Source organism: Streptomyces sp. NPDC057697 (assembly GCF_042799335.1).
Taxonomy (GTDB): domain Bacteria; phylum Actinomycetota; class Actinomycetes; order Streptomycetales; family Streptomycetaceae; genus Streptomyces.
Window position 1 is genome coordinate 453162 of the sequence record NZ_JBHVJA010000005.1, and the last position, 22120, is coordinate 475281.

The 22120-nt window shown below is 73.8% G+C and carries 17 protein-coding genes; 12 read left to right on the forward strand and 5 right to left on the reverse strand.

From position 1 onward, the window contains the following. Positions 1-112 precede the first annotated feature (112 nt). From ACFVFH_RS17360 to ACFVFH_RS17370, 3 genes are all read left to right on the forward strand, one after another. On the forward strand, positions 113-1423 hold the full coding sequence (locus ACFVFH_RS17360) for a sensor histidine kinase (RefSeq protein WP_383768944.1): 1311 nt from the start codon (positions 113-115) through the stop codon (positions 1421-1423). Next, positions 1411-2070, forward strand: a complete 660-nt coding sequence (locus tag ACFVFH_RS17365) for a LuxR C-terminal-related transcriptional regulator (protein ID WP_383768947.1) — start codon at positions 1411-1413, stop codon at positions 2068-2070. Before ACFVFH_RS17360 ends, ACFVFH_RS17365 begins: the two co-directional genes overlap by 13 nt. A 124-nt stretch (positions 2071-2194) precedes the next feature. Beyond that, a complete protein-coding gene (locus tag ACFVFH_RS17370; RefSeq protein ID WP_383768950.1) occupies positions 2195-3322 on the forward strand; it encodes a M24 family metallopeptidase in 1128 nt (375 codons plus the stop codon). Positions 3323-3362: 40 nt separating this feature from the next. Here ACFVFH_RS17370 and treZ read toward each other — a convergent pair whose 3' ends face one another. Continuing rightward, the gene (treZ, locus tag ACFVFH_RS17375) at positions 3363-5144 is read right to left on the reverse strand and encodes a malto-oligosyltrehalose trehalohydrolase (RefSeq protein ID WP_383768953.1); all 1782 of its coding nucleotides are present in this window, start codon (positions 5142-5144) and stop codon (positions 3363-3365) included. Between the two features lie 181 nt (positions 5145-5325). On the opposite strand from treZ, the gene ACFVFH_RS17380 reads away from it, so the two are divergent. Next, on the forward strand, positions 5326-6690 hold the full coding sequence (locus ACFVFH_RS17380; protein WP_383768955.1) for a GH1 family beta-glucosidase: 1365 nt from the start codon (positions 5326-5328) through the stop codon (positions 6688-6690). Positions 6691-6724: 34 nt separating this feature from the next. Next, entirely contained in the window at positions 6725-7780 is a 1056-nt protein-coding gene (locus ACFVFH_RS17385; protein ID WP_383768958.1) for an alpha-L-fucosidase, read from the forward strand. 7 nt (positions 7781-7787) lie between these two features. Here ACFVFH_RS17385 and ACFVFH_RS17390 read toward each other — a convergent pair whose 3' ends face one another. Further along, positions 7788-8741: a GNAT family N-acetyltransferase gene (locus ACFVFH_RS17390; protein WP_383768960.1), complete on the reverse strand. Its 954-nt coding sequence runs from the start codon at positions 8739-8741 to the stop codon at positions 7788-7790. Between the two features lie 216 nt (positions 8742-8957). Between ACFVFH_RS17390 and ACFVFH_RS17395 the strand changes: the two genes are divergently transcribed. Both ACFVFH_RS17395 and ACFVFH_RS17400 read left to right on the forward strand, forming a co-directional pair. Further along, on the forward strand, positions 8958-9524 hold the full coding sequence (locus ACFVFH_RS17395) for an FHA domain-containing protein (RefSeq protein ID WP_383768962.1): 567 nt from the start codon (positions 8958-8960) through the stop codon (positions 9522-9524). A gap of 192 nt (positions 9525-9716) precedes the next feature. Further along, positions 9717-10745 carry a cytochrome P450 gene (locus ACFVFH_RS17400; RefSeq protein ID WP_383768965.1) on the forward strand — a complete coding sequence of 343 codons (1029 nt, stop codon included), beginning with the start codon at positions 9717-9719 and terminating at the stop codon, positions 10743-10745. Here the strand turns inward: ACFVFH_RS17400 and treY are convergent. After that, entirely contained in the window at positions 10705-13101 is a 2397-nt protein-coding gene (treY, locus tag ACFVFH_RS17405; protein ID WP_383768967.1) for a malto-oligosyltrehalose synthase, read from the reverse strand. The genes ACFVFH_RS17400 and treY overlap by 41 nt on opposite strands. A gap of 88 nt (positions 13102-13189) precedes the next feature. Next, positions 13190-15355 (reverse strand): glycogen debranching protein GlgX, encoded by a 2166-nt coding sequence (gene glgX / locus ACFVFH_RS17410; RefSeq protein ID WP_383768970.1) that lies wholly within the window; start codon positions 15353-15355, stop codon positions 13190-13192. Between the two features lie 416 nt (positions 15356-15771). Here glgX and ACFVFH_RS17415 point away from each other — a divergent pair, with 416 nt between their 5' ends. Both ACFVFH_RS17415 and ACFVFH_RS17420 read left to right on the forward strand, forming a co-directional pair. Continuing rightward, complete coding sequence (locus ACFVFH_RS17415) at positions 15772-17004, forward strand: SAV2148 family HEPN domain-containing protein (protein ID WP_383768973.1); 1233 nt, start codon at positions 15772-15774, stop codon at positions 17002-17004. Positions 17005-17082: 78 nt separating this feature from the next. Further along, complete coding sequence (locus ACFVFH_RS17420; RefSeq protein ID WP_383768975.1) at positions 17083-17814, forward strand: 3'-5' exonuclease; 732 nt, start codon at positions 17083-17085, stop codon at positions 17812-17814. 33 nt (positions 17815-17847) lie between these two features. Here the strand turns inward: ACFVFH_RS17420 and ACFVFH_RS17425 are convergent, their stop codons facing one another. Continuing rightward, on the reverse strand, positions 17848-18714 hold the full coding sequence (locus ACFVFH_RS17425) for a phosphotransferase enzyme family protein (RefSeq protein WP_383768978.1): 867 nt from the start codon (positions 18712-18714) through the stop codon (positions 17848-17850). Between the two features lie 104 nt (positions 18715-18818). Here ACFVFH_RS17425 and ACFVFH_RS17430 point away from each other — a divergent pair, with 104 nt between their 5' ends. The 3 genes from ACFVFH_RS17430 to ACFVFH_RS17440 are packed head-to-tail and all read left to right on the forward strand — an operon-like array spanning position 18819 to position 21924. Then, entirely contained in the window at positions 18819-19790 is a 972-nt protein-coding gene (locus tag ACFVFH_RS17430) for a carbohydrate ABC transporter permease (RefSeq protein WP_383768980.1), read from the forward strand. 2 nt (positions 19791-19792) lie between these two features. Next, positions 19793-20626 (forward strand): carbohydrate ABC transporter permease, encoded by an 834-nt coding sequence (locus tag ACFVFH_RS17435; RefSeq protein ID WP_383768983.1) that lies wholly within the window; start codon positions 19793-19795, stop codon positions 20624-20626. Continuing rightward, positions 20626-21924, forward strand: a complete 1299-nt coding sequence (locus ACFVFH_RS17440) for an ABC transporter substrate-binding protein (RefSeq protein ID WP_383768985.1) — start codon at positions 20626-20628, stop codon at positions 21922-21924. The genes ACFVFH_RS17435 and ACFVFH_RS17440 overlap by 1 nt, the downstream gene beginning before the upstream one ends. Positions 21925-22120: the final 196 nt, after the last annotated feature.

Consider the following 22120-nt stretch of genomic DNA (forward strand, 5'->3'; position numbering starts at 1 on the left):
GCGGACCGGCCGCCGGACCGTCCCGGCCCCGGCGGGGGTGCAGCCCGCTCCACCACGGCCGGGGAGAGGGCGCCACTCCGACGGCGGGCGCGCCCCCGTAACGTGAAGCGTCATGAGCAACCCTCCCGCCCCGCTGACGGCCGCCGTCCGGCGCTCCTGGGACGCCTCGCGCTACCTCGGCATCGGCATCGGGGTCGCGCTGCTCTCCTACGTGGCCACGTTCCTGGTGGTGGCGGTCCTGGTCTTCGCCGTCGTGCTCATCGGGCTGCCGACGCTGCCGGAGGCCGCCAAGGTGCTGCGCCGGTTCGCGGAGTCCGAGCGGCGCAGGGCGGCGGCGCGCCTGGGCATCGCGTTCACGCCCACGCCGTATCCGTCGCTGGACGGTGGTGAACTCTCCGAGCGGGTCCGGCGGGTGCTCACCGACCCCACGGTCTGGCGCGACGCGCTCTGGCTGCCGTTCCAGGCACTCGTGGGCAACGTCCTCGGCTATCTCGCCATGGTGCTGTGGCCGGTCGGGCTCCTGGTGGACGGGGCCGCGCTGCCGGTCGTGCGGCTGCTGGACCGCCGGGCCGCCGGCGAGTACGGCACACCGCCGCCCGAGCGGCGGGGCTGGGTGCTGCGCTGGCACGGCGTCCTCGCGGACCTCTCCGCGCAGTGGACCCGGTCCCTGCTCACCACGGCGTCGTCGGCGGTGCTCGCCGAACGGGTCACCCAGCTGACCGAGAGCCGGGCCGGTGCGGTCGAGGCGCACGGCGCCGAACTGCGCCGCATCGAACGCGATCTGCACGACGGCGCCCAGGCCAGGATCGTCGCCCTGTCACTGCGCATCGGCCTGGCCCGGCAACTCCTCGACAGCGACCCGGCCGCCGCGCGCCTCCGGCTGGACGAGGCGCAGGACGGCGCGGAGGCGGCCCTCGCGGAACTGCGCCACGTGGTGCGCGGCATCCATCCGCCGGTGCTGACGGACCGTGGACTGGCGGGCGCCGTGCGGGCCCTGGCCGCCGACGCGGGGGTGCCGGTCACCGCGGAGCTGGACGGGGTCGAGGACGGCCGGCGGCTTCCGGCCGCGATCGAGGCGGCCGCCTACTTCGTCATCGCCGAGGCCCTCACCAACATCAGCAAGCACAGCGGTGCGACGGCCGCCACCGTGACCATCGCCCGTACCCCCGGCACCCTGCGCGTGGCCGTCGGCGACAATGGGCGCGGCGGCGCGGGCGAGCAGTACGGCGGCACCACGGAGAAGTCCTCCACCGACGGCGGCCGCCCGAGCCCCGGGCCCGCGCGGGCCACAAACCCGGGTGGGTCCGGCAGCGGGCTGGTCGGCATCCGGCGGCGGATCGCCGCACTGGACGGCACCACCCGCATCAGCAGCCCCCTCGGGGGGCCGACGGACATCGAAGTGGAGCTGCCGTGCGGATCGTGATCGCCGAGGACAACGCGCTGTTGCGGGAGGGCCTGATCCTGCTGCTCAGCAGCTCCGGCCACGAGGTGGTGGCCGACGCGGCGACCGGGCCCGAGGTGCTGCCCGCCCTGCTGGAGCACCGGCCGGACGCCGCCGTGCTCGACGTACGGCTGCCGCCCACCTTCCGCGACGAGGGCCTGCGCGCCGCGATCGCCGCCCGCGCCGAACTGCCCGAGCTGCCGATCCTGGTGCTCTCGCAGTACGTGGAGGAGACGTACGCCGCCGAACTGCTCGCCCGGGGCGCGCAGGGCATCGGGTACCTCCTGAAGGACCGGATCGGCCGGGTCGACCAGTTCCTCCAGGCGCTGGAGCGGGTGGCGGGCGGCGGCACGGCGCTGGACCCCGAGGTCGTGACCCAGCTGCTCACCCGCAAGTCGTCCGCCGAGCCGCTGCGGAGCCTCACCCCGCGCGAACGCGAGGTCCTGGAGCTGATGGCGCAGGGCAAGGCGAACGGCACCATCGCCGCCGAACTGGTCGTGACGGAACGGGCGGTGAGCAAGCACATCGGCTCCATCTTCGCCAAACTCGGCCTGGAACCCGACGACGGCACCGTGCACCGCCGCGTCCTCGCGGTACTGGCGTACCTGGAGGGCAGGGCCGGCCGCTGACCCGGGCCGGTCCTCCCGGACACCCGCCGCCACGACGCCCCGTCCGGCACCCCGCCCCACTCGCGTCGACCGGCCCGGACGGGCAGGATGCTGTGTGCCGTGTCGCGCCGCCAGGAGGTCCCGCATGTCCCGCCAGAACCAGCCCGCACCGTTCACCGCCGACGACTACCGGGCCCGTATGACGCGTGCGGCCGACACCGCCGCCGAGGCCGGACTGGCGGGCGTGCTGGTCGCGCCCGGACCCGATCTGGTGTACCTCACCGGCTACCGGCCGGTGAACACCGAACGCCTCACCGTCCTCGTCCTCACCCCCGGGCAGGACCCGGTGCTGGTCGTCCCGACGCTGGAGGCCCCCGACGCCGAGAAGGCCGTCGGCGCCCCGGCCCTCACCCTCCGGGACTGGACCGACGGCAAGGACCCCTACGCCGTCACCGCGCCCCTGCTCGACGGCCGGGGCCGCTTCGGGATCAGCGACAACGCCTGGGCGATGCATCTGCTCGGGCTCCAGCGCACCCTGCCGGACACCTCCTACGTCTCCCTCACCGAGGCGCTGCCGATGCTGCGCGCCGTGAAGGACGCCCCCGAGCTGGAGCGGCTGGCGGCCGCCGGGGCCGCCGCCGACGCCACGTACGACGAGATCCTCAAGGTGCGCTTCTCCGGCCGCGAGGAGACCGACGTCGCCGCCGAACTGGCCGAGCTGCTGAGGCGGTTCGGGCACTCCCAGGTCGACTTCACGGTCGTCGGCTCCGGGCCCAACGGCGCCAACCCGCACCACGAGGCCGGGGACCGCACCATCGAGCGGGGCGACATGGTCGTACTCGACTTCGGCGGCCTCATGCACGGCTACGGCTCGGACACCTCCCGTACGGTCCACGTCGGTGAGCCCACCGCCGAGGAACAGCGGGTCCACGACATCGTGCGGGAAGCGCAGGAGGCGGGCTGCGCGGCGGTCCGGCCGGGCGTCGCCTGCCAGGAGATCGACCGGGCCGCCCGCGCCGTGATCACCGAGTTCGGCTACGGCGAACGCTTCATCCACCGCACCGGCCACGGCATCGGCGTCACCACCCACGAACCGCCCTACATGATCGAGGGCGAGGAGCAGCCGCTGGTGCCCGGGATGTGCTTCTCGGTGGAGCCGGGCATCTATCTGCCGGGCCGCTTCGGCGTCCGGATCGAGGACATCGTGACCGTGACCGAGGACGGCGGCCGACGCCTCAACACCACCGCGCGCGAGATGGCGATCGTCGAGTAGCCGGACCCGGGGCGGGCCCGAGCCGGGACCGCCCGGCCGCTCAGCCGTCGGCCAGCACCACGCACGACTCCGGCGGCAGACGCAGCAGCCCGTCGGCGCCCGGGGCCTCCACCGGCTGCCACGCGGCCACCACCCGGTCCGCCCCGCCCCGGTGCCGCCCGCCGCCCAGCGGGATCGTGGCCGTCCGCCCGCCGAGGTTCACCGCGATCCGCAGATCGCCCCTGCGGTACGCCAGCCAGCGCGCCTCCTCGTCATGGGCGGTGCGCACCGACGCCAGGTCCGGGTCGTGCAGGTCGGGCAGGGCGCGGCGCAGCGCGATCAGCTCGCGGTACCAGGCGAGCAGCCGGGCGTGCGGCTCCCGGGAGGGCTCGCTCCAGTCCAGGCAGGAACGGTTCCGGGTGGCCGGGTCCTGCGGGTCGGGGACGTCGTCCGCCGCCCAGCCGTGGGCCGCGAACTCCCGCCGCCGCCCGTCGCGCACCGCCTGGGCGAGCTCCGGATCGGTGTGGTCGGTGAAGAACTGCCAGGGGGTGCGGGCACCCCACTCCTCGCCCATGAACAGCATCGGTGTGAAGGGACCGGTCAGGACGAGGGCGGCGGCGCAGGCGAGCAGACCGGGGGAGAGCGTGGCCGAGAGCCGGTCGCCCAGGGCCCGGTTGCCGATCTGGTCGTGGGTCTGCGCGTAGCCGACGAAGCGGTGGGCCGGGGTGCGGGTGATGTCGACCGGGCGGCCGTGGGTGCGGCCCCGGAAGCTGGAGTAGCTGCCGTTGTGGAAGAAGGCGCTGGTCACGGTCTTGGCGACGGCGGCCAGCGGGGCCGCGGCGAAGTCCTCGTAATACCCCTGGGACTCGCCCGTCAGCGCGGTGTGCAGGGCGTGGTGGAAGTCGTCGTTCCACTGGGCGTGCAGGCCGAGCCCGCCCGAGGCGCGCGGGGCCGTGGTCCTCGGGTCGCAGAGGTCGGACTCGGCGATCAGCGGGAGCGGGCGGCCCAGTTCGGCCGCGAGCGCGTCGGCCGCCGTGGACAGCTCCTCCAGGAAGGTCAGCGCCCGCCCGTCCACCAGGGCGTGCACCGCGTCCAGCCGCAGCCCGTCCAGCCGGTAGTCCCGGAGCCAGGCGAGCGCGCTGCCCAGCAGGTACGCCCGCACCTCGTCCGAGCCGGGGGCGTCGAGATTGACCGCCGCGCCCCACGGCGTGCGATGGGCCTCGGTGAAGTACGGGCCGAAGGCCGGGAGGTGGTTGCCGGACGGGCCGAGGTGGTTGTGGACCACGTCCAGCAGGACCGCGAGCCCGAGGCCGTGCGCCGCGTCGACGAAGCGCTTCAGCCCCTCCGGGCCGCCGTACGGTTCGTGGACGGCCCAGAGCGACACCCCCTCGTACCCCCACCCGTGGGTGCCGGGGAACGGGCAGACCGGCATCAGCGACACATGGGTGACGCCGAGCGCGGCGAGGTGCCCGAGCCGGGCCGCCGCCGCGTCGAAGGTGCCCTCCTCGGTGTACGTACCGATGTGCAGCTCGTACAGGACGGCGCCCGCAAGCCCCCGGCCCGGCCAGTCGGCGCGCCACTGGAACAACGAGTGGTCCACGACGGCGCTCTCGCCGTCCGGCCCGTCCGGCTGGCGGCGCGCACGCGGATCGGGGAGCACCCGGGCGCCGGACCCGTCCCCCTCGCCCCCGTCCAGGACGAAGCCGTAGCGGTCGCCGTCCGACGCCTCCGCCTCGGCCGTCCACCAGCCGTCCCGCCCGGGATCACGTGCCATCTCCCGCAGCCCGCCCGACAGCCGCAGCGCCACCGACTCCGCGTCCGGTGCCCATACCTCGAACAGCATGCAGAACGCTCCTCGTCTCCTCGCCCCCGTGCACCGCCGTCGGCGGCAGCCGCGATCACCGGCCCACAGCACTGGATCGGGCCCGTTACCGGCGATTAAGGTCTGGTTCTGATCATTGCCCCGTCAGGTTCCGCTCAATACGCATCCATACGCACTCCCTCTTACGGCTGTGGAGGCCGAGATGACCGTGCCGTCGTTCCCACCCGGCTTCCTCTGGGGAGCCTCCGCGTCCGCCTTCCAGACCGAGGGGGCCGCCGACACCGACGGCAAGGGCCCCTCCGGCTGGGACGCCTTCGCCGCGCAGCCCGGACGGATCAAGGACGGCACCGACACCACCCGGGGAACCGGCTTCCACCAGCACTACCGCGAGGACGTCGCCCTGCTGGCCGGCCTCGGCGCCGACGCCTTCCGGTTCTCCGTCAGCTGGCCGCGCGTGGTGCCCGGCGGCAGCGGACCGGTCAACCCGCAGGGGCTCGACTTCTACGACCGCCTCGTCGACGAGCTCTGCGCCCACGGCATCACCCCGGCCCCCACCCTCTACCACTGGGACACCCCGCTGCCGTTGGACGAGGAGGGCGGCTGGCTCAACCGGGACACCGCCTACCGCTTCGCCGAGTACGCGGGCATCGTCGCCGAGCGCCTCGCCGACCGCGTACCGATGTGGATCACCATCAACGAACCCGCCGAGGTGACGCTGCTCGGCTACGCGCTCGGCGAGCACGCGCCCGGCCGCACCCTCCTCTTCGACGCCCTGCCCGCCGCCCACCACCAGCTCCTCGCGCACGGCCTGGCGGTGCGCGCCCTGCGCGGCGCGGGCGCGGACAACATCGGCATCGCCGTCTCGCACACCCCCGTCTGGACCGCGGGCGCCCGTGACGAGGACCGCCAGGGCGCCGAGCTGTACGACACGATCACCAACTGGCTGTTCGCCGACCCGGTCCTCACCGGCCGCTACCCCGACGAGAACTTCGCGGCGCTGATGCCCGGCCCGGTCGAGGACGACCTGGCGACCATCTCCACCCCGCTCGACTGGTACGGCGTCAACTACTACAACCCCACCCTCGTCGGCGCGCCCGACGGCGGCCCGGAGACCTTCTCCGGCTACCGGATGCCGCCCGAACTCCCCTTCGGCATCCGCGAGATAGAGGGGTACGAGAAGACCGACTTCGGCTGGCCCGTCGTCCCGGACGGCCTGCGCGAGACCCTCGTACAGCTCCACACCCGCTACGGCGACCGGCTCCCGCCGCTCTACATCACCGAGAACGGCTGCGCCGTCGACGAGCCCGCCGAGGACACCCGCCGGATCGCCTACCTCGAAGGGCATCTGAAGGCCCTGCGCACGGCCATCGACGCGGGGGTCGACGTGCGCGGCTACTTCACCTGGTCGCTCACCGACAACGTCGAATGGACCGAGGGTGCCAGCAAGCGCTTCGGCCTGGTCCACATCGACTACGAGACGCTGCGCCGGACGCCGAAGGACTCCTACGCCTGGTACCGCGAGCTGATCCGCGCGCAGAAGGCGGGGCGGTCGGGCACACCGGCCTGACGGACGGCCCCCGGTGTGATCCATACTGCGCGGCATGGTTGCTTCATGGTGGTCCCGGGCCGGCCTGGGGATCTTTGTGCACTGGACGCCCGCCTCCGTACCGGGCTGGGCCCCGCCGAGCGTCCCGGTGCGCGAACTCCCCCTGGCCGGGCGCCGGTCGCCGCTCGGCTGGGCCCCGCACACCGCGTGGTACGAGAACGCGCTGCGGTTCCCCGGCAGCCCGGTCTCCGCCCACCACCGCGCGGCCCACGGCACCCGCCCCTACACCGCCTTCGGCGGCGACTTCAACGACGCCCTGGAGGGCTGGGACCCCACCGAGTGGGCCCGCGGCTTCCGCGCCGCGGGCGCCCGCTACGCCGTGCTCGTCGCCAAGCACCACGACGGCTTCTGCCTCTGGCCCTCCGGGACCGCCCATCCGCGCCGCGCCCGCTGGCACACCGCGCGGGACGTCGTCGGTGAGTTCGCCGAGGCCGTCAGGGCCGAGGGGCTCCGCCTCGGGCTCGCCTACTCCGGCGGGCTCGACTGGAGCTTCGACGACCGCCCCATAGGCACCGGCGCGGACGCCGTCTCGGCGGTGCCGCGCGGCGGCTACCCCGCGTACGCGGGCGCCCAGGTGCGCGAACTGATCCGCCGGTACCGCCCCGACATCCTCTGGAACGACCTCGCCTGGCCCGGTACCCCCGCCGAGGCGCAACGGCTCCTGGAGTACTACCGCTTCGCCGTCCCGCACGGCATCGTCAACGACCGGCTGGCGCCGTACCCGCCGATGCGGCGCACACTCCGGCTGCCCGGAGCCGGGGCCCTGCACGACGGCTGGGCACGCCGCGCCGCCGCCCGCGGCGCCGCCCCCGGCCCGCACCCCGCCCTGCGCACCCCGCACGGCGCCCGCCGCACCGGCCCCGCCCTCGGCTACAACCGTGACGCCCCGCCCGGAACGCATCCCGGCCGCGAGGAACTGGACGCGCTGGTGAGGGAGTCGGCCGCCGAGGAGGGCGGCCTGCTGCTCGACGTGGCGCCGCGCGGCGAGGACGCCACGATCCCCGCCGAGCAGTGGCTCCGCCTGCGCTGGCTGGCGGGAACCGCCCGCTGACGCGGGATCAGTCCCAGACCATGTCGAAGGAGCGCTCGAAGTTCACATATCCCAGACGCGCGAAGGACCTGGCCATCGGAACGTTGCCGAGGTCGGTGGAGGCCCGGATCCGCTCCACGCCGTCCTGCGCGGCCAGCACCCTGGTCCCCTCGGCGAGGATGTCGTCGATGTAGCCGTGGCCGCGCCGGTCGGGCAGCACACCGATGTAGGCGATGATCGGGTTGTAGTTGTTGCGCGCAGGGATCACGAACCCGACCGGTTCCCCGTCCGGGAGTTCCGCGATCCGCCACCACGCGCGCGGCGTCCGGTAGGAGACCAGTTCCTCGTCGTACTGCTTCTCCGCGGCCTCGCGGGCACTGAGCCCGGACGCCAGTTCGGCCTGCCCGTGGGCGTCGAGGGTGCCCTCCATCACGGGCGCCATCAGCGCGAGGAGATCCTCGCGGTCCTCGACCGGGCGGAAGCGGAGCCGCCCGCTGTCGGCCGGGACCGCCGTGCCGGGCCGCCACTCCAGCCGCAGCCGCTCGACCAGCATCCGCGCGCCGGACCGCTCCATGACCCGGATCCGGGCCTCGACGACCTCGCGGACGGCCGGGTCCTCGCGCCAGTCGGACGGGACGAACCGCCCGTACTCGGGGCGCCGGGCACCGGCGGGCACCACCGCGGCCGTCGCCGCCTCCAGCAGCCTCAGCCCCGCCTCGCCGCGTCCGGGCTCGGGCAGCGCGTCGTCCAGGTCGAACACGTCGAGGAGCAGCGGCGCCACTCCGTCCGGACTCCACCACGCGAGCCGGGCCACCACGTGGTCGCCGCGCATCGCCACCCACATCCACTCGGGCCTACGGCGCCCGCTCGCCAGGTCGCCGGCGAGTTCGTGGTCGAGGGCGTACGAGAGCCGGCGGAAGAGCCCGAGCTCCTGCGGGCCCGCGAGCGGACGGATGGTCAGTTCCTGTGGTGCAGGGGTCACACAAGCTCCTTGAGGTGCGCGGAAGAGCCGCCGGTTCTACGCCCGCGGCCCGCGGCGGGAGACAGTAGCAACGTCTCCGCGGCGGCGCGCGGGGATATCGGCGGCGGGGCGTTCCACCCGGGGCGGGGCGGGGGGAGAGAGCAGAACGGGAGGGCGCCGGGGAGAGTACGGGCCCGTTCTGGACACTCCGGGGCGGTCGGACCGACAATTGGGCGCGTGACGTCCTCCTTCGAGTCCCACACGTATCCCGCGCGGCTGTCCGACGCCCAGCGCGATCGTGTGCTCGGCGTGCTCAGAGACGGCGCGGCACAGGGAAGGCTGTCGCACGACACCTTCATGCGGCGCATGGAACTGGCCCTGACCGCCCGGCGCTCCGAGGAACTGGACGCCCTCACCGCCGACCTGGAGAGCGAGGGCCGCTGGTCACGGCGGATACTCCGGGTGGTCGGCGGGGTCTCCGGATTCCCCGGCCGGGTGCGCCGGGTCTGGCAGACCGAGCGGCTGCCGAAGCTCCTGCTCCCCGCCCCGAGCCCGTACCCCCTGCTGATCGGCCGCGATCCCGGCAACGGGCTGCGGCTCAACCACGAGACCGTCTCCCGGACGCACGCGGAACTCACCGTGCGGGGCGGCGGCTGGCTGCTGCGCGACCTCGGCTCGACCAACGGCACCTGTGTCAACGGCCAACGGGTCGTCGGCACGGTCCCGGTCCGCGACGGGGACCAGGTCAGCTTCGGCCGGATGAGCTTCCGCCTCTCCGCCCCCGCCCCCGGACCGCCCGCCTGAGCCCCGGCCCGCCGACCTGACCCCCGGCCGGGCCCGCCCGGCTCCTCCCGCACGGCGGCGGACCGGAACGGCTGTCCGGGCGTACCGTGGTCACCCGGACAGCCGTACGCCGACTGCGCGCCGACCCCGCCGGTGATCCCCTGGTGGGAAACCGCGCCGCGCACCGGCGCCCAGACGCCCCGGGGGTACCCGATGCAGGCCGACGCGCCGGAAGGCATACCCGCACCGGGCCTCGGCCGCCGGACCGCCGGACCGGCGCGCGGCCCCCGCCGGAGCACCGGCCCCAGCCTCCTCGCCCCCGGCGCGGCCCACGACCCCTACCGGCTGTACCGGGTGCTGCGCGAGGAACACCCGCTCAGCTACGACGTACCCCTCGGCGCCTGGCTGGTCAGCCGGTACGCGGACGTGGCCACGGCCCTCACCGACCCCCGGTTCACCGGCCTCCCGCACGACACCGCGCCGCGCGGCGCGCCCGCCCCGCTCGGCCTCTGCCACGGCAGCCCGCGCTGCGCACCCCGGAAGCAACCCGCGGCCGCCCCCGGACCGGTACCACGTCACACGGCCGCGCGCATCGAACGGACCGCCTACGTCCTGGCCCGCCGGATAGCCGGGCGCCAGGAGGCGGACCTCGTCGCGGAGTTCTGCCGGTGGCTGCCGGTCGGCGCCGCCGCCGGCGCGGTCCCCGACCCGTACGCCGGCCGGCCGCCCGGCACCCCGGCGGGCGCCGCCCTGCCCTGCACCCGGTACACCGCCCTCCGCGCGACCGCCCTCGCCTCCTTCCTCGCCAATGTGCTGGACGCCCCCGACCTGCTCGCCGCACTGCGCGTCGAACCCGCCCTGGCCGACCGGGCCTGGACGGAGTCGCTCCGCCGCGACCCACCGGTCCAGGTGGTGCTGCGCCGCACCGTCACCGAGGTCGCCCTCAGCGGCGGCACCCTGCCCGCCGGGGCGGACGTGGCCTGTCTGATCGGCTCGGCCGGCCGCGACCCGCAACGGTTCGCCGCCCCCGACCTCTTCGATCCCCTCCGCCGCGACCAGGGCCGGTCCCTCACCGGCCCCGCCTCCTGCCCGGCCGTCCTGCTCGGCAGACTGGAGGCCGGACAGGGCCTGCGCGCGCTGCTCGACGCGATGCCCCGGCTCCGCTGGGCGGACGGATTCCGCCCGGCCGGTACGGGGCTGCTCACCCGCGGCCCGCGGGTCCTCCTCGTCCGGCCCGGCTGAGCAGCGCCACCGGCCGCCCGGCGAACAGCTCGGCGAGCGCGACCGACCCCCCGGAGAACTCCCGCCCCGGGGCCAGCAGATCGGCCCACGGCCCGTCGTCCGGCAGCGCCAGTACCGTGTCGTGCCAGCCCCCCGACTCGGCCAGCCGCAACGACAGCCTGGTCACCGCCGTGACCACCTCGCCGGAGCGGCAGAACGCCAGGCAGTGCGCGGCCGCCGGGCCCCGGGCGTCCAGCGGGAGATACGTACCGGACTCGCCGAACACCTCCGGCCGCGCGCGCCGCAGCCGCAGGGCGACCTCGGTGAGCGCGCCCTTCTCATCGGAGGCGAGGTCCCCCGGCGGTGTGCGGAACGGCCGCCGGTTGTCCGGGTCGACCAGGGCCGGGTACTCCCGTTCCGTGCCCTGGTACAGATCCGGCACGCCCGGCATCGTCAGGTGCACCAGCGCCGCGCCCAGCACATTGGCCCGCACATACGGGTCGAGCGTGTGCGCGAACCGGTCCAGCGTCTCGCGCACCGGACCACCGGCGGCCGCCGGACCGGCCGCGACGAAGTCCGTCACCGCCCGCTCGTACACCGGATCGGACTCGGTCCAGCTGGTGAAGAGGCCCGCCTCGCGGACCGCCTTCAACAGCGCGGGCTCCAGCCGCCCCGCCATCTCGCCGTGCGGCAGCCGCGCGCAGCCCACGGCCGTCTGCCAGGCCTGCCAGGCGAACTGGGCGTCGGGGGCGGCGGCCGGGGCCGCCCGCTCCAGCTCCGTCAGCAGCCCGGACCAGGACTCCGGGCACTCCGTCAGCACCGCGATCCGGGCCCGTACGTCGGCGCTCCGCTTGGTGTCATGGGTGGTCAGCACCGTGCCGGTGGCGGGCCAGTCGCGGGCCAGCCGGGCGCAGAACGCGTGGAAGCCCTCCGGGGTGACCGCGGGCTGCCCGGGATCCCCGCCCACCTCGTTCGCCGAGACCAGCGGGACGTACCGGTAGTACGCCGTGTCCTCGACCGACTTGGCGCGCAGCGCGGAGGCGGTCTGGGCGAACCGGGCGCAGAACGCGGCCCGCTCGGGCCCCTCGCCCAGCCGCCCCAGCGCCAGCTCCCGGACCACCTCCACGGCCGACGCCTCCTCCGCGACGGCGAACACCGCCTCGGCGTCCCGGACGACCGAGTCCGGCAGGGCCTCCTCGGCCGACCGGGTGCGGGGCCCGCCGGCCGTCGCGTACGGGCGGTAGACGGGCACCCGCACGAGCAGTTCGCGCACCGCGGCGTGCAGCGCCCAGGGGGCGTGGTCGCGCAGCGCGGGGTCCGCCGCGCAGATCCGCGCCGCGAGCCGGGTCAGCAGCTCGGTCTCGGCGGCCAGCTCGTGCGTCACCACCCGGTACGCGGCCCGGCGGACGGTCGCCGTCCAGTAGCCGCCGCGGTCACCGGCGGGCCCCGCGTACTCCCGGTAGCGGCCGACCAGCTCCGCCGCGCCCATCGGGTCGACGAAGAGCCCGTCGATCCGGTGCAGCACGTCGTACCCGGTCGTGCCCGCCACGGCCCAGTCCGCGGGCAGCCGTTCGTCGCCGGTGAGGATCTTCTCCACCACCGTCCACCGTCCGCCGGTCGCCGCGGAGAGCCGTGCCAGATAGGCGGCGGGGTCGGCCAGCCCGTCCGGGTGGTCCACGCGCAGACCGTCGACGACCCCGTCCCGGACCAGTTCGAGGATCTTGCCGTGGGTGGCGTCGAAGACCTCGGGATCCTCCACCCGCACCCCGATGAGCTCCGAGATCGTGAAGAACCGCCGGTAGTTCAGCTCGGTACGGGCCAGCCGCCACCAGCCCAGCCGGTAGTGCTGGGCGTCGAGCAGCTCGGGCAGCGGCAGCCCGGCGGTCCCGGCCCGCAGCGGGAACTCCTGCTCGCCGTGGCGCAGCACGTCCCCGTCCACCCGGAGCCGGTCCAGCTCGTCGCCGATCCGGCCGCCGAGCACCGGAAGCAGCACCTTGCCGCCGCCCGCCGCCCAGTCGATGTCGAACCAGCGGGCGTAGGGGGACGCGGGGCCCTCGCGCAGCACCTCCCACAGCGCGTGGTTGTGGCGGGGGACGGCGGCCATGTGGTTCGGCACGATGTCCACGATCAGCCCGAGACCGTGCTCGCGCGCCGTGCGGGCCAGCTCCCGCAGCCCCTCCTCGCCGCCCAGCTCGGCGCGGACGCGGCCGTGGTCGACGACGTCGTAGCCGTGCCGGGAGCCGGGCACGGCCTCCAGGACCGGGGACAGATGCAGATGGGAGACGCCGAGCGCGGCGAGATACGGCACGGCGTGCGCGGCGGCCGAGAACGGGAAGCCGGGCTGGAGCTGGAGGCGGTAGGTGGCGGTGGGCGTCATGCGGACGTCGTACCCAGCCTGGCGGCTTCTGTGTCACGGAACGCGGCAAAGGGCTCGACCGGCGGTGTCCCCGCGGGCCGGTCCCGCCCTACGCGGGCCGCTGGAGCACCGCCATACTGCGTCCGACCAGCGTCACCCGATCGCCCGCGGCCACCTTCGGCCCCGAGCCGGGCATGACGCCGACCGGCCGCGCCGTGTCGACCACCACCAGCCACTGCCGGCCGTGATTCACCGGAACGGAGAACTCCAGGGTCTCCGCGCTCGCGTTGAACATCAGCAGGAACGAGTCGTCGGAGATCCGCTCGCCGCGCGGCCCCGGCTCCGAGATCGCGTGCCCGTTGAGGAAGACCGTCAGCGCCTTGGCGTGCGCGGCCTGCCAGTCCCGCTGCGTCATCTCGCCGCCCTCGGGAGTGAACCACGCGATGTCCGAGAGCTCGTCATGGGTGCCCTCGACCGGACGGCCGTGGAAGAACCGGCGGCGCCGGAAGACCGGGTGGTCGCGGCGGAGCCAGACCATCGCCCGGGTGAACTCCAGCAGACTGCTGCCCGGCTCCCGGTCCGCGTCCCCCTCGGCGTCCTCCGCGCCGTCCCCGGCGGCCTCGGCCGGGTCGGGCCAGTGCACCCACGACAACTCGCTGTCCTGGCAGTACGCGTTGTTGTTGCCCTGCTGGGTGCGCGCGAACTCGTCGCCGTGGCTCAGCATCGGCACGCCCTGCGACAGCATCAGCGTGGCGATGAAGTTCCGCATCTGCCGCGTCCGCAGACCCAGCACCTCCGGCTGGTCGGTCGCGCCCTCCGCGCCGCAGTTCCAGGACCGGTTGTGGCTCTCGCCGTCCCGGTTGCCCTCGCCGTTCGCCTCGTTGTGCTTGTCGTTGTACGAGACCAGGTCGTGCAGGGTGAACCCGTCGTGGCAGGTGGTGAAGTTGATCGAGGCGAGCGGGCGCCGCCCGTCGTCCTGGTACAGGTCCGACGACCCGGTCAGCCGCCCCGCGAACTCCGCCAGCGTCCGCGGCTCGCCCCGCCACAGGTCCCGCACGGTGTCCCGGTACTTGCCGTTCCACTCGGTCCACAGCGGGGGGAAGTTCCCCACCTGGTAGCCGCCCTCGCCCACGTCCCACGGCTCGGCGATCAGCTTCACCTGGCTGACCACCGGGTCCTGCTGCACCAGGTCGAAGAAGGACGACAGCCGGTCCACCTCGTGGAACTGCCGGGCCAGGGTCGCCGCCAGATCGAAGCGGAAGCCGTCCACGTGCATCTCGGTGACCCAGTACCGCAGCGAGTCCATGATCAGCTGGAGCACGTGCGGCGACCGCATCAGCAGGGAGTTCCCGGTCCCCGTGGTGTCCATGTAGTACCGCTGGTCGTCCGCCAGCCGGTAGTACGAGGCGTTGTCCAGGCCCCGGAAGGAGAGCGTCGGACCCAGATGGTTGCCCTCCGCGGTGTGGTTGTAGACCACGTCGAGGATCACCTCGATGCCCGCCTGGTGCAGCGCCCGTACGGCCTGTTTGAACTCCAGCACCTGTTCGCCGCGGTCGCCCCAGGAGGCGTAGGCGTTGTGCGGGGCGAAGAAGCCGATGGTGTTGTAGCCCCAGTAATTGGCCAGCCCGGCGTCGGCCAGCCGGTGGTCCTGGACGAACTGGTGGACCGGCATCAGTTCGATCGCCGTGACGCCGAGTTCCGTCAGATGGGCGATCACCTCCGGATGGGCCAGCCCCGCGTAGGTGCCGCGCAGCTCCTTCGGCAGCCCCGGGTGGAGCATCGTCAGGCCCTTCACATGGGCCTCGTAGATCACCGTGCGGTGGTAGTCCGTACGGGGCCGCCGGTCGTCGCCCCAGTCGAAGTAGGGGTTGACCACGACCGAGGTCATGGTGTGCGGCGCCGAGTCGAGATCGTTGCGCGCGTCGGGCCGCCCGAACGGGTAGCCGTACACCGCCTCGCCCCACCGGATCTGACCGGCGACGGCACGGGCGTACGGGTCGAGCAGCAGTTTGGCCGAATTGCAGCGGGCGCCGCGCTCCGGCTCGTACGGCCCGTGGACCCTGAATCCGTACCGCTGACCGGGCATCACCCCGGGCAGATAGGCATGGCGGACGAAGGCGTCGGTCTCCCTGAGTTCCACCGCCGTCTCGGAACCGTCGTCGTGCAGCAGGCACAACTCGATGCGTCTGGCGGCCTCCGAGAAGACCGCGAAGTTGGTCCCGGCGCCGTCGTACGTGGCGCCGAGGGGGTACGCCTGTCCCGGCCAGACCTGCATGGGCTCGGCTCCTCCACTACTGATCCGGGTGCCTGGAGTGCGCGGACACGTCCGGGACCGTCCGGCCCCGATGCGCCGGACGGGCCCCGAAGCCAGATCTTCCCCGAAAGAGGAGCGGCTACCTAAGACCGACCGGCCATCGGCGGGGGCGGCGTCGCGCGGCCAGGTCAACATCGGGCCCCTCCGCGTCGCCCGGAACCGGTATCCGGGCCCCCGGACCGTGCCCCGTCCCGGGCGTCGCCCGGAACGGGGGCCCAATCACTATGAATCCCCTCACTACGGCAGATCTTGCCGACGGGAACATGCCTGCGGAACACGGGAGTTGACGAAGCAGCATGCGCATCCTGCTGCACCGGCTCCCGCTCCCGGAGTACCCTTCCTTGATCGTTGGTGGGGGAGTGGAAGGCGGTGCGCGGGTGAGCTCGGGAGGATTCGAGCTGCCCCCAGGTGACCCGGGTCACGAGGGGGATTCCACCGATGTCCCGCCAGGGGCGGTATCGCTTGCGCAGCCCATGGAGATCGGCGCGGAACTGGACTGGGGCGCGGACGCCTGGAGCGAGGTGCGCACGCGCGCCCAGCGGGCCGGACGGGCCTACATCTGGCTCAATCTCGTGGAACAGCGGCTGCGCGCCGTGGTCGCCGCGGTGCTCCGGCCCATCTACGAGCCGGTCCACGGCGAGGACTGGGTGGTGGCGGCCGCGGGACCCGCCGGGCAGGAGTGGGTGCAGCGAGCCGTCGCCGTGCGCGAGGTGTCGCGCCGCAAGGGCTATCTGCTGGACCCGGCCGACGACAACGTCCTCAGCTTCCTCACGCTGCCGCAGCTGCGTGAGCTGATGGTCCAGCACTGGCCCTGCTTCGAGGCGTACTTCGACGACCGCCGCGAGGTGGAGCTGGCCCTCGACGAGCTGGAGGTCGCCCGCAACGTGGTCTCCCGCAACCGCGCCCTGAACGAGGCGGTCCTCGCCCAGGCCGAGCGGGCCTCCGCCCGGCTCCTGGAGATCCTGGGCAGCGGGGCCGCGGTCCCCTCGGCCGAGCGGCTCCCGGTCGACGCCGTCGAGGAGCTGGTCGGCGACCGGTACGCGGACGTGGTCTCCGTCCACTCCGACCGGGTGCGGCTCCAGCGCCAGCTGCCGGCCGAGGACCTCTTCGGCGGTTCGCGCCGGCTCGACGCGATCGGCATAGGTCTCAACCTGCTGGTGCAGAACTTCTCCGGCCGCAGGCTCATCCGGCTCGCCGAGTCGGGCTGCCGGGTCAGGCTGCTCTTCATCAATCCGGCCAGCAGCGCGGTCAAGCGCCGGGAGCGGGAGCTCGGCCTGAAGAAGGGCGAGCTGAGCCGGTCGGTGGAGATGAACATCCTCCACATGCGCCGGGTCCGCTCCAAGCTCCGCGACCCGGGCGCGTTCGAGATCCATGTGTTCGACGAGACACCGCGGTTCACGGCCTATCTGGTGGACGGCGACGGGACGGACGCGGTCGGGGTCGTCCAGACCTATCTGCGGCGCGCACGCGGCATGGAGGCGCCCGTGCTGGTGCTGCGCGGCGGCGGGCGCGCCGTGGTGCGGGCGGGCCAGGACAACGAGCACGGGCTGTTCGAGACGTACCGCGAGGAATTCGAGTCCGTGTGGACGGACTCCCGGCCCGTCTCCTGAGGGGCCGGGACGGCGTTGTCAGTGGTGCGTGCGAGGGTGGTCGTCACCTGGGGGAGAGCACCACGAAGGAGGTACGGGATGAGCTGGCACCGGGAGGCGCTGGTCGGCTTCGACCTGGAGACGACGGGTACGGAACCGCTGGAGGCCCGGATCGTGACGGCCGCGGTCGTCGGGGTCGACGGCAGGGACGGGGGGCCGGTGCGGCAGCGCACCTGGCTGGCGGATCCGGGCATCCGGATCCCCGAGCAGGCCTCGGCGATCCACGGCATCAGCAGCGAGCGGGCGGCGGCGGAGGGCCGGCCGGTGCGCGAGGTGGCCGACGAGATCGCCGAGACCCTCACCGGCTACTGGCGCCGGGGCGTCCCCGTCGTCGCGTACAACGCCGCCTTCGATCTGACGCTGCTCACGGCGGAGTTGCGGCGGCACGGGCTGCCCTCGCTGAGCGACCGGCTCGGCGGCGCCGGGATCGGGCCGGTCATCGACCCGTACACCATCGACCGCGCCGTCGACCGCTACCGCAAGGGCAAGCGCAACCTGGAGGCGGTCTGTGTCGAGTACGGCGTGGTGCACGGCGGAGCCCATGACGCCGGGGCGGACGCGCTGGCCGCGGTCCGGGTGGCGTACGCCATAGCCGAGCGGCATGGTTCGGTGGCCGTGCTGACCGCCGCCGAGCTGCACGAGCGCCAGGTGGAGTGGTACGCGCAATGGGCGGCGGACTTCCAGCGGTTCCTGCGCCGCAAGGGCACCGCCGACGCGGTGATCGACGGCCACTGGCCGCTGCGGGAGCCGGCCGGGGTCGCGGCCGGCTGAGGCCCCGACCCACCCGGGGCCGACGGGCGGCCCTCAGAACGGGTACCAGCGCACCGCCGTGTCGCCGTCGCGCAGCGAGGCCACCCGGCGGCGGAACTCCACGAGCGCCTTCGGGTTGGCCGGTGCGTGCTGGGACACCCAGGCGCAGCTGGCGGTCTCCCGGGCCCCGCGCAGCACCGCGCAGCCCTCCCACTCACGGACGTCCCAGCCGTATCCGGCGGTGAAGGCGTCATAGGCCCCGGGCGCCAGCCCGTAGCGGTCCCGGGAGAGCGCGAGGACCACCAGGTCGTGTTCACGCAGATCCGCGGAGAAGGTCTCCAGATCGACCAGGACCGGGCCGTCCGGACCGACATGGACATTGCGCGGCAGGGCGTCGCCGTGGATCGGCCCCGGCGTTAGATGCGGGACCAGGGCGGCGGCCGCCGCGGCGAAGCCGTCGCGGCGCTCGCGCAGATAGTCGGCGTCGGCGGGGTCGATGGCGTCGCCCGCCAGCCGCAGCCAGCGTTCGACGCCGCCCAGCAGCTCGCGGGGCGGCAGGGCGAGGCCGTCCGGTGCGGGCAGCGCGTGCACCTGGGCGAGCAGCGGCGCCAGATCTCTCGGCTCGGCGGGGCGCACGGCGTCCGGCAGCCGGTGCCAGAGGGTCACGGGGTGCCCCTCGACCAGCCGCGCCGCGGGCTCGGCGGCCCGTACGGCGGGGACGCCCGAGGCGGCCAGCCACCGGGCGACGGCCACCTCGCGCTCGGCCCGGTCCCGTAGCTCCGGGTGCCGCACGGCGTCCCGGCCGACCTTGACCACCAGGTCGCCGACGGCGAACACCGCGTTCTCACCGATCGCGAGCAGCTCGGCACCGCCGGACAGCCCGGCGGCGACCAGCACCTCACGCGCACGCATCTCGTTCATGACTCCGATTTTCGCATCCGTGCAGGTCGCCTTGACGAACCGATGGCCCGTCAGCACGATGACGGAGGCCACCTGAGCGGCCAGAACGGTATGAAACCGATCGAATGACGCAAGGGGGCCATATCGTGACATTGGCGAATGCAACCGTACGTCCGAGGAAGCACGGGCCGCCCGGAGCTCCGCCGGACCGGCCCTCCCGTCCGGCCGGGCGGAGCGCCGGCACCTGGTTCCTGGTGCTGCCCGCGCTGATCCCGATCCTGGTCCTGAGCGTCGGCCCCCTGCTCTACGGCATCGCGCTGGCCTTCACCGACGCCCAGTCCGGCCGTACCCGCTCCACCCAGTGGGCGGGTGTGCTGAACTTCCAGGACCTGCTCCACGACACCCTCTTCTGGGACTCGTTCCGGATCGGTCTGGTGTGGGCGTTCGGCGTCACGGTCCCGCAGTTCGTGCTGGCCCTCGGCCTCGCCCTGCTGCTCGACCAGAACCTGCGGATGCGCTGGCTGGCACGGGCGCTGGCGATCATTCCCTGGGCGATGCCCGAGGTGGTCGTGGGCATCATGTGGCGGCTCGTCTACCACCCGGACGCGGGCGTCCTCAACGAGACCCTCCGCGATCTCGGCCTGGGCGACGGCCGGGACTGGCTCACCGGACTCGCCACCGCCCTGCCCGCCGTGATCCTCGTGGGCGTCTGGGCGGGCATGCCCCAGACCACCGTGGCCCTGCTCGCCGGGCTGCAGAACACCCCGCACGAGCTCCACGAGGCGGCCGCCCTGGACGGAGCCGGTGCCTGGCGCCGCTTCTGCACCGTCACCTGGCCCGTGCTCAGGCCGGTCGCCCTGGCGATCACCGCGCTCAACTTCATCTGGAACTTCAACTCCTTCGCCCTGGTCTACGTACTGACCAACGGCGGCCCCGGCGGCCGCACCCGGCTGCCGATGCTCTTCGCCTACGAGGAGGCCTTCCACTACGGACAGTTCGGATACGCCGCGGCGATGGGCTGTGTGATGGTCGCGGTGATCTCCGTGATCCTCGCCGTGTACCTCGCCGGCCGGCTCCGGGGAGGCGAGGAGCGATGAGCATGCGCACCGGCAGAACCGCCCGCGCCGGACAGTACGCCGCGCTCCTCGGCTATCTGGTCTTCCTGGCGTTCCCCTTCCTGTGGCTGATCTCCACCGCCTTCAAACCCGCGCGGGAACTGGGCTCCCTGCACCCCACCTGGATTCCCCGCCACCCGACGCTCGACAACTTCCGCACGGCCTTCGACGAACAGCCGCTGCTCGGCGCCGCCGTCAATTCGCTGACCGCCGCGCTCTGCGCCGCCCTCGTCGCGGTCGCCCTCGCCACACCCCTGGCGTACGTGCTGGCCCGCCGCCGCTCCCGGCTCACCACGGCGGCCACCGGCTGGGTCGTGATCAGCCAGGCGTTCCCGCTGGTCCTGCTGATCATCCCGCTCTTCCTGATCCTGAAGAACCTCCGTCTGATCAACACCCTGGGGGGCCTGATCATGGTGTACGCCGTCTGGGCGCTGCCCTTCGCGCTCTGGATGCTGATCGGATACGTGCGGGCGGTACCCGCCGAGCTGGAGGAGGCCGCCTCGGTCGACGGAGCGGGCCGGCTGCGGACGCTGGTCTCGGTCACCGCCCCGCTGCTGGCCCCCGGCATCGTCGCCACCGGGCTCTTCGCCTTCGTCACCGCGTGGAACGAGCTCTTCTTCGCGCTCGTCCTGCTCAAGACCCCGGAGAAACAGACCCTGCCGGTCGTACTGACCCACTTCATCGGTGCGGAGGGCGCGGCCGACCTCGGGCCGCTCGCCGCCGCCGCGTTCCTCGCGACCCTGCCCTCCCTGGTGATCTTCGCGGTCATCCAGCGGCGGATCACCGGGGGCATGCTGGCCGGGGCGGTGAAGAGCTGATGCCCGCGTCACTGAGGACGGCGGCCGCCGCGGCCGCCACCGTGCTGGCCCTGCTGCTCACCGGCTGCGCGGGGCCGGACGACGGCCGGGGCGACCACGGGCGGATCGAGCTCAGCTTCCAGTCGCTGGCCTGGCAGAAGGAGTCCGTCGACGCCAACGAGCAACTCGTGAAGGAGTGGAACGAAGCCCATCCGGACATCCATGTCAGCTATGTCCAGGGCAGCTGGGACACCGTCCACGACCAGCTGCTCACCTCCTTCGAGGGCGGCGAGGCGCCCGACATCATCCATGACGCCTCCGACGACCTGGCCGACTTCGCCTTCGGCGGCTACCTCGCGGACCTGCGCGGACTCCTGCCCGGCCGGCTGCGGGCCGACATCCCGCAGGAGAGCTGGTCCGCCACCACCTTCGGCGACGGCGTGTACGGCGTGCCGTTCCTCCAGGAGCCCCGCGTACTGATCGCCAACACCAGGATCCTCGAGGACTCCGGGGTCCGGATCCCGACCGCCGACCGGCCCTGGAGCTGGGCCGAGTTCCGGAGGATCACCGGGGAGCTGACCGGCAAGGGGAGGTACGGGGTCGCCTGGCCGCTCAAGGAGCCCGTCTCCGTCACCCTCAACCTCGGCCTCTCCGACGGCGGCAGGCTCTTCCACCGGGGCGCCGACGGCAAGGTGACCATCCGCGCCGGGAAGGGCGACCGGACCGTCCCCGGCACCATCCACGACCAGATCGGCACCGACCGCAGCGCGTCGCGCAGCACGCTCGGCATGGGAGGGTCCGACACCCTCCCCGGATTCTTCGGCGGCAGGTACGCGATGGTGCCGCTGGGCTTCTCGTACCGCCAGCAGGTCGCCGAGCAGGCCCCCGAGGGGTTCGAGTGGACGGTCCTGCCGGCTCCGGCGGGCAGCGCGGGCCTCGCCCAGGGGGTGAGCCCGCAGACCCTGTCCGTCTCGGAGGCCAGCCCGCACAAGAAGGAGGCCGCGCGGTTCATCGACTTCCTGCTCCGGCCGCCGAACATGGTGCGGCTGGCCAAGGGCGACTGGATGCTCCCGACCGGCACCGCGGCCCTCGCCGATCCGTCCCTGCACACCGCCGAGAACGGCTGGGCCACCGGTGTCGCCGTCGCGCGGGCGCTCCGTCCGGCCCCCGCCCAGTCGGTGCGCGGCTACCCGGAGTGGAAGGACAAGGTCGCCACGCCCGCCCTCCAGGAGTACTACAGCGGAGCGATCGGAGCGGACGAGCTGACGAGGCGTCTGGTCGAGGACGGCAACCGGGTCCTGGCCCGCTACCAGCGCTGAGTCCCGTTCTCTCCCCGGATCCGACCTCAACGTGGTCACCGAGTGAGGGCTCTGTGAACGCGGGGACGGAAACAAGCCGCCGCCCCGTCCGTCCGCGCGGCCGGGCGGGGTTCGCGTTCCCGTGTGCGAAGACCGCCGGTCGCGGCGCGGGCCCGGGGCGAGCGGCGGACGCCCCGGCGACCGCGCCCGACTTGGG

Coding starts and splice junctions, on each gene's coding strand:
- glgX (WP_383768970.1), bottom strand. CDS start 15,355: ATGCAGGTCTGGCCGGGACAGGCGTACCCCCTCGGCGCCACGTACGAC.
- ACFVFH_RS17420 (WP_383768975.1), top strand. CDS start 17,083: ATGAGCTGGCACCGGGAGGCGCTGGTCGGCTTCGACCTGGAGACGACG.
- ACFVFH_RS17400 (WP_383768965.1), top strand. CDS start 9,717: ATGCAGGCCGACGCGCCGGAAGGCATACCCGCACCGGGCCTCGGCCGC.
- ACFVFH_RS17360 (WP_383768944.1), top strand. CDS start 113: ATGAGCAACCCTCCCGCCCCGCTGACGGCCGCCGTCCGGCGCTCCTGG.
- treY (WP_383768967.1), bottom strand. CDS start 13,101: ATGACGCCCACCGCCACCTACCGCCTCCAGCTCCAGCCCGGCTTCCCG.
- ACFVFH_RS17385 (WP_383768958.1), top strand. CDS start 6,725: ATGGTTGCTTCATGGTGGTCCCGGGCCGGCCTGGGGATCTTTGTGCAC.
- ACFVFH_RS17430 (WP_383768980.1), top strand. CDS start 18,819: ATGACGCAAGGGGGCCATATCGTGACATTGGCGAATGCAACCGTACGT.
- ACFVFH_RS17380 (WP_383768955.1), top strand. CDS start 5,326: ATGACCGTGCCGTCGTTCCCACCCGGCTTCCTCTGGGGAGCCTCCGCG.
- ACFVFH_RS17425 (WP_383768978.1), bottom strand. CDS start 18,714: ATGAACGAGATGCGTGCGCGTGAGGTGCTGGTCGCCGCCGGGCTGTCC.
- ACFVFH_RS17435 (WP_383768983.1), top strand. CDS start 19,793: ATGCGCACCGGCAGAACCGCCCGCGCCGGACAGTACGCCGCGCTCCTC.
- ACFVFH_RS17370 (WP_383768950.1), top strand. CDS start 2,195: ATGTCCCGCCAGAACCAGCCCGCACCGTTCACCGCCGACGACTACCGG.
- ACFVFH_RS17440 (WP_383768985.1), top strand. CDS start 20,626: ATGCCCGCGTCACTGAGGACGGCGGCCGCCGCGGCCGCCACCGTGCTG.
- treZ (WP_383768953.1), bottom strand. CDS start 5,144: ATGCTGTTCGAGGTATGGGCACCGGACGCGGAGTCGGTGGCGCTGCGG.